This is a genomic window from Clostridium sp. NkU-1, from assembly GCA_001312405.1.
In genome coordinates this window covers 1-6,555 of sequence record BBDR01000032.1, presented here as the reverse complement: position 1 = coordinate 6,555, position 6,555 = coordinate 1, and the positions used below count along the sequence as shown (strand labels likewise).

At 41.0% G+C, this 6,555-nt stretch carries 8 protein-coding genes and 2 pseudogenes; 4 read left to right on the top strand and 6 right to left on the bottom strand.

Annotation, left to right across the window (positions count from 1 at the left end; all coding sequences use genetic code 11):
- From JCM10519_RS24305 to JCM10519_RS24285, 5 genes and pseudogenes are all read right to left on the bottom strand, one after another.
- Positions 1–542: translation initiation factor IF-2 N-terminal domain-containing protein (locus JCM10519_RS24305; RefSeq protein WP_347845376.1), on the bottom strand; the 542-nt coding region annotated here is incomplete at its 3' end.
- Positions 529–927, bottom strand: coding sequence for a ribosomal L7Ae/L30e/S12e/Gadd45 family protein (locus tag JCM10519_RS24300; protein ID WP_054742533.1), 399 nt, complete (start codon positions 925–927; stop codon positions 529–531). The genes JCM10519_RS24300 and JCM10519_RS24305, both read right to left, overlap by 14 nt.
- Positions 920–1,190: pseudogene (locus JCM10519_RS24295) on the bottom strand (YlxR family protein). Before JCM10519_RS24295 ends, JCM10519_RS24300 begins: the two are co-directional and overlap by 8 nt.
- 47 nt (positions 1,191–1,237) lie before the next feature.
- Positions 1,238–2,413: a transcription termination factor NusA gene (gene nusA / locus JCM10519_RS24290; protein WP_054742531.1), complete on the bottom strand. Its 1,176-nt coding sequence runs from the start codon at positions 2,411–2,413 to the stop codon at positions 1,238–1,240.
- Between the two features lie 29 nt (positions 2,414–2,442).
- Positions 2,443–2,913: a ribosome maturation factor gene (locus JCM10519_RS24285; RefSeq protein ID WP_054742530.1), complete on the bottom strand. Its 471-nt coding sequence runs from the start codon at positions 2,911–2,913 to the stop codon at positions 2,443–2,445.
- 321 nt (positions 2,914–3,234) lie between these two features.
- Between JCM10519_RS24285 and JCM10519_RS24280 the strand changes: the two genes are divergently transcribed.
- Together JCM10519_RS24280 and JCM10519_RS24275 are read left to right on the top strand one after the other, a co-directional pair.
- Positions 3,235–4,002, top strand: a complete 768-nt coding sequence (locus JCM10519_RS24280) for an ATP-binding cassette domain-containing protein (RefSeq protein ID WP_054742528.1) — start codon at positions 3,235–3,237, stop codon at positions 4,000–4,002.
- Positions 3,995–4,793 (top strand): annotated as a pseudogene (locus tag JCM10519_RS24275) (ABC transporter permease). Before JCM10519_RS24280 ends, JCM10519_RS24275 begins: the two are co-directional and overlap by 8 nt.
- 150 nt (positions 4,794–4,943) lie before the next feature.
- Here JCM10519_RS24275 and JCM10519_RS24270 read toward each other — a convergent pair.
- Complete coding sequence (locus tag JCM10519_RS24270) at positions 4,944–5,366, bottom strand: DUF6508 domain-containing protein (protein ID WP_054742524.1); 423 nt, start codon at positions 5,364–5,366, stop codon at positions 4,944–4,946.
- 252 nt (positions 5,367–5,618) lie between these two features.
- Between JCM10519_RS24270 and JCM10519_RS33705 the strand changes: the two genes are divergently transcribed.
- Both JCM10519_RS33705 and JCM10519_RS24265 read left to right on the top strand, forming a co-directional pair.
- Positions 5,619–5,846 carry a site-specific integrase gene (locus tag JCM10519_RS33705; RefSeq protein ID WP_347845375.1) on the top strand — a complete coding sequence of 76 codons (228 nt, stop codon included), beginning with the start codon at positions 5,619–5,621 and terminating at the stop codon, positions 5,844–5,846.
- Entirely contained in the window at positions 5,824–6,504 is a 681-nt protein-coding gene (locus JCM10519_RS24265) for a tyrosine-type recombinase/integrase (RefSeq protein WP_347845374.1), read from the top strand. Before JCM10519_RS33705 ends, JCM10519_RS24265 begins: the two co-directional genes overlap by 23 nt.
- Positions 6,505–6,555: the final 51 nt, after the last annotated feature.

Below are 6,555 nucleotides of genomic sequence, written 5' to 3'. Positions count from 1 at the left end.
CGGTCTTCCGTCACGGTTTCCCTGGTAGCCTCCCTGGGGTCTTCCTTCACGGTTGTCACGGTTGCCTGGTAGCCTCCCTGGGGTCTTCCTTCACGGTTGTCGCGGTTTCCCTGATAGCCTCCCTGGGGTCTTCCGCCTTCCCGGCTTCCTGTATTCTGTTCTCTTGAATGTTCAGGAGTTCCTGATAAAGACTGCTCTGTTACCTGACGGTTTCTTTGCTCCCCGCCCTGCCTGTCAGACTGATAAGGTCTTCCCTTCTGGGACTGGGAATGCTGTCCCTGAGGATTCATCTGCGCGTTCTGCGGTCTGAATACCGCCGCGATCTTTTTCTTCGGCGCATCGGAATCCTCCCCAGCCGGTGCATTGGATTGAGCCGATGAGGTTCCCCGATTGTGGCCGCCCACTTCCTTTTTCACGATTGCTGCCTGCTCATCCGTAACGTTGGAAGAACTCTTTAAATTTATATTATGTTTTTCCAAGATATCCAGTATTTCCTTACTACTGTCTTTTCCCAGTTCTTTTGCCAGATCATATACTCTCATGCTTTCCTCCATTCTGTGCGCGCTCTGCAGCACATACCGGTAGATGTGAAAGGTCCTCTTCACACTCACTACCGACCTTTGTATTCATCAGTTTCACGACTGCCTTTGCAAACCCATGATCCACGATAGCTAAAGATGCTCTCATCTCCTTACCCATAGCGTGGCCCAGTTCATCTTTTCCCCCAAAAAAGTAGATTGGAACGTTATAGTAAGTACACATATTGGTAAACATCTTTTTAGTATTCTCCGAGGCTTCCCCTGAAATAATTACTAATGATGCTTTCCCGGTTTTTACGGACTTTTCTGTCATGAATTCTCCGCTTACAGTCTTTCCTGCTTTTGTGGCCAGACCAATCAGATTAAGGATCTTTTGTCTGTCATTCAAACTGCTCCATCTCCTTTTCCAATGCTTCGTATACTTCTTTTGGAATCGCCATCTTGAAGGAACGCTCAAGCCCTTTGTTTTTTTACTGCCTTCTTAAAACATTCCATAGAAGGACAGAGGTAAGCTCCCCGTCCGTTTTTACGTCCGGTTGCATCAAGAAGAATCTCATCCTCTGAGGTTTTCAGAACACGAATCATTTCTTTTTTATTTTTCATCTCACCACAGCCGATGCACTGTCTGAGCGGTAATTTCTTTGTACTCACGTTTCCATCACTTCCTGTTTTTTATTCTGGTAATCACCAGCCGGGTCTTATTCCTGGTAGCCGTCCTGATACTCTTCCTGGTAGTCCTGCGTTTCGCTGTTTCCGCCGTCATGGTATTCATTTTCATAGCTTTCATATCCGGCTCCTGCTTCCTGATATTCAAGCCCCAGTTCTTCAAACAGGCCGAGCTCTCTTGCCTGTGTCTCACTCTTAATGTCAATCTTATATCCGGTAAGCCGGGCTGCAAGCCTTGCGTTTTGTCCTTCCTTACCGATGGCCAGTGATAACTGGTAATCCGGAACAATCACCTGTGCTTCCTTTGATTCTTCATCTGCAACAACACAGATAACCTTTGCCGGGCTTAATGCGTTTTCAATTAAGTAGGCCGGGTTCTCATCCCAGTTAATGATATCGATTTTCTCCCCTCTTAACTCATTCACTATGGAATTGACCCTTGCACCGTTTAAGCCTACGCATGCACCCACCGGGTCCACATTGGCATCATTGGATTTAACAGCAATTTTTGTCCTTGATCCTGCTTCCCTTGCAATTGCCTTGATCTCCACAGTTCCGTCCTTTACTTCTGCGACCTCGGATTCAAACAGGCGCTTTACAAGATCCGGATGGGTTCTGGATACGGAAATTCTTGGGCCCTTTGGAGTGTCCTTTACTTCCAGAACGAACACCTTGATTCTCTCTGTAGGCTTAAAAACTTCCCCTTTTACCATTTCTGTTTCATTCAGGATGGCATCCACCTTACCTAAATTAATGCTTACATTCCTGCCTAAATATCTCTGCACAATTCCTGTGACAACTTCCCTCTCCTGGCAGTACCAGTCGTTAAAAAGAGATTTTCTGCCTTCCTCACGAATCTTTTGCAGAATCACATTCTTTGCATTCTGTGTGGCAATTCGTCCAAACTTTTTAGAGTCAATCTGGCAATGGATCACATCGCCGATATCGTACTTAGGATCTGCCATCTTTGCATCTGCCAGGCTGATCTGCAGCAGGGGATCTTCAACTGTTTCCACCACTTCTTTTTCTGCAAATACATTAAAATCACAGGTTTCACGATTGATGCTGACCTTGACATTATCCGCTTTTCCGAAATGGTTCTTGCACGCCGTAAGAAGAGAATTCTCAATTGCCTCTAACAGGGTGTCCTTGCTGATATTATTCTCCTTCTCCAGAATATTCAGTGCTTCTAACAGTTCCTTATTCATTTTTTTATCCTCCTAATATCTCTTACTGTTTAGAAATCAAATGCCAGCCGGATCAAAGCGATTTCCGGGCGGTTCAACACAAGCTCTATTCCGTCTTCCTGGGTAATGGTCACTGTTTCCCTGTCATAGGATGTAAGCGTTCCTGTAAAATCCTTTTGTTTGTTTAATGGCTTATATAACTTAATATCCACGTTTTTTTCCGATACTTCTCTTAAAATCCTTATCTTTTTTTTAAGCGGTCTTCCAAGCCCTGGAGAGCTGACCTCTAAAATATAGCTGTCTGCAATAAAATCCTTTTCATCCAGCCAATCTCCCAGTCTTCGGCTTATGGTTTCACAATCATCCACCGTAATTCCGCCTTCTTTATCTATATAGGCCCGCAGATACCAGTTTCCTGCCTCCTTTACGTACTCTACATCAACCAGTTCATAATTGTTTTCTTCCATAAGGGGCAGCAAAAAGCTTTCTGTCTTTGCCTCGTACTCTTCTCTCCTCGCCATCTCTCTCCCACCTTTCCAAACAAATTTAAAGAGTGGACTTTCGCCCACTCTTTATCATTTTAACTGTCATGTTATCTTAGACAGTATAACACCGTTTATTCCCCATTGCAAGGTTTTTTTTCTTATTTTCCCTGTATTTCCGCCATATATTCCACCATTTTTATCAGCTTCCTGTAACCGGATCCAAAATCAGGCTGGGAAAGAAAAAAACAGCAATCCGGCATTTTGTATAAGGATGGGAAGGCATAGTCCTTCACACTCCTTTTTTTTGTACATATCATAACACTATATCAGATCAAATCTGTCATATAAGGAGGACCCATGAAGCCAAAACTGGAAGTTCGCGGGATCAGTTACTCCTATCATTCCCTTGAGGGTGAGACACTGGCCCTTTCCAATATATCTTTTACTGCAGATAACGGGGAATTCCTTGCAATTGTCGGTCCATCCGGCTGCGGGAAATCAACCCTTCTATCTCTTCTTAGCGGATTATTAGTTCCAGACGAAGGAGAAATCTTAATTGACGGCGCCTCCCAGGCAAAATCCGGCGTCAATATCGGTTACATGCTGCAGCGGGATCACCTTTTTGAATGGCGTACCATTATGGGAAATGCTGAACTGGGGTTGGAAATTCAGAAAAAGCGAAATAAAAGCTCCAAAGAAAAGCTGCATCAGATGCTCCATACTTATGGCCTTGGAAGCTTTGAGCAGGCAAAGCCGTCTGAACTGTCCGGAGGCATGCGGCAGCGTGCCGCATTGGTCCGCACCCTGGCCCTGGATCCGGACCTTCTTTTATTAGACGAACCATTTTCCGCATTGGACTATCAGACCAGGCTTTCCGTCTGTGATGATATCAGTTCCATTATAAAAAGTACTCATAAAACTGCAATTCTTATTACACATGACCTTTCTGAAGCCATCAGTGTTGCCGACAGGGTCATCGTACTGACAAGCAGGCCGGGCAAAATAAAAGCCATCATACCCGTTTCCTTTGGGGATAACTATATACGGCCTCTGACACGGCGGAACATGCCGGAATTTTCTGTTTACTTTAATCAGGTATGGAAGGAGCTGCAGAATCATGATTGAGACTCATCCCACCTTAGCCCAACAGGAGTTTATTGAAAAGGAAAAGCTGCACCGGCGCAATGTCCGGGTATGGCGTACCATGCTGCTGGTACTGCTTCTTTCCCTTTGGGAGCTGTGTGCAAGACTGGGCATGATCAATGACTTCATATTCAGCTCTCCTTCCCGTATGACCATCTGTTTTTTTTAATATGGTAGTGGACAAAAGCATTTTTATGCACATCGGGGTAACCGTAATGGAAACTCTCATAAGCTTTGCCTTGGTCACCGTCTTTGGACTGCTGATCGCTATTCTGTTATGGTCCAGCCGCAGTGTATCGGAAGTACTGGAGCCTTATCTTGTCATGCTTAACAGCCTTCCAAAATCCGCCCTTGCTCCCATCTTAATTGTATGGCTGGGCAACAACATTAAGACCATTATTGTCGCTTCCATTTCCGTGGCGGTTTTTGGCTGCATCATGACGCTCCATACCGGTTTCTCTCAGGTGGATCCTGATATGATCAAGCTGATCTATTCCCTGGGCGGAACAAAAAAGGATGTTCTTTTCAAGGTACTGCTTCCTGGTTCTGTACCTCTCATCATCAGCAATACAAAGGTCAATATCGGGCTTTGTCTGGTTGGTGTTATTATTGGGGAATTTTTGGCGGCGAATAAAGGACTGGGATATTTGATTATCTATGGAAGCCAGGTGTTCCAGATGGATCTGGTGGTGATGAGTATTGTGATCCTGTGTATTGTATCGGCGATTTTGTATCAGGGGATTGCTTTGCTGGAGAAGAAAATTAAGTTTTAGATTTTACTTGATACAAGGAGGTCTTGCAGTATATGAATCATGCTGTAAAACCTCCTTTTATCCATTTTTCACTTCACTACCTGCTTTTATTATCAATCATATGCTTGCATTTACTGATAATTATGTTTACTTAATAGAACATCAGGAAATCTATTTCCGAGAATCTATATCCTTTAATCTATTCAACCATTTTTCAAAACAGCCGCTTTTAAAGAAGTCCAGTAACGCTCCATCACAGAACCTCTCAGCGCGAACAGCTCCTGTGATGAGAGCCATGATACACTGAGCATCTAATGACGACACCTCTGCATCTTTCATAGATTCAATTCCCCATTGAAGACCATTCTTTTCTAAAATTTCTCCATAACGATTTAATTCCATATCTTTATTTTCATCTATGCATCTATATACATCTCGAATGAATGTACTGACAAAATCTGAGTACTTAACAAATGGCATTTGAATTGGGTTTTCTACGGTTCCTTTATTTTTCTTATCAATTATCCAGTTACCGTACTCAGCTTTTGTAAGTTGTGATATATATTTTGTTAATATTACAAATCTCTCTGCCATACACTACACCTCCTAAAATATAACTTTATCTTATTAATAAGCCTTTTTCCTAAATATCTATTGTTTATATACTATTCCAAAATGTATTATTTTTCTATTTCATATTATATAAAAGCTACTACATCGATTTTATTTTACTATTTTATTTCATAGACATTCAGTGAAAAAAACATCATAATGTATTCTAACTAATTCTAGGAGGACATAATGAATGTTAAATTATACACAACTCACCAAGCATTATCTTGAATATTGTCAATATCAAAAAAAACTAAGCGAAAAAAAACCCTGAAAGCTTACCGTATTGATATTACGCAATTTCAAAGATATATGATGCGTACTGAATATGATGGTATCAAAAACCTTCTATCTTCTTATATTACATATTTGCATAAAGAATATAAACCTAAAACAGTTAAAAGAAAATTAGCTAGCATTAAGGCATTTTTTTACATGGTTGGAATACGAAGAAACTATTAAAGAGAACCCTTTTTCTAAAATTAATTTAAAATTTCATGAGCCCAAAGTTCTTCCTAAAACGATTTCCTTTGACGTCATTGAACATCTGTTACAAACAGCCTACAATGAGCCCACAAATATAAATGTTACGGCATACCAAAAACAAGTTCATCTGCGAAATATTGCAGTATTAGAGTTATTGTTTGCAAGTGGTATGAGAGTTTCGGAACTTTGTTCATTAAAGACAGATGATATTAATTTGAGGACCGGTGAAATTCGAATCTGGGGAAAAGGTGCAAAAGAACGAATTGTTACAATTGCCAACCCAGAAGTACTTAAAATAATCAGAGAATATCGCTCAACTTTTAATGTTCAAAACGATTCTATAGAATATTTGTTTATTAACAGAAAAGGAAACCGGCTTTCAGAACAATCTGTTCGTATCATAATTAATAATTATACAAAAAAAGCAAATATCTGTAAACATTTGACCCCACATATGTTTAGACATTCCTTTGCAACACTGCTTTTGGAAGAAGATGTTGATATACGTTATATACAGCAAATTTTAGGACATAGCTCCATAACAACAACACAAATTTATACTCATGTATCCACTAAAAAGCAAAATGATATATTGAGTATAAAACATCCAAGAAATCATATGTGTGTGAAATGAGACTAAAGCCAAGTGCATTATAATAATGCTCGGCCCTTATTTGAATGAAAG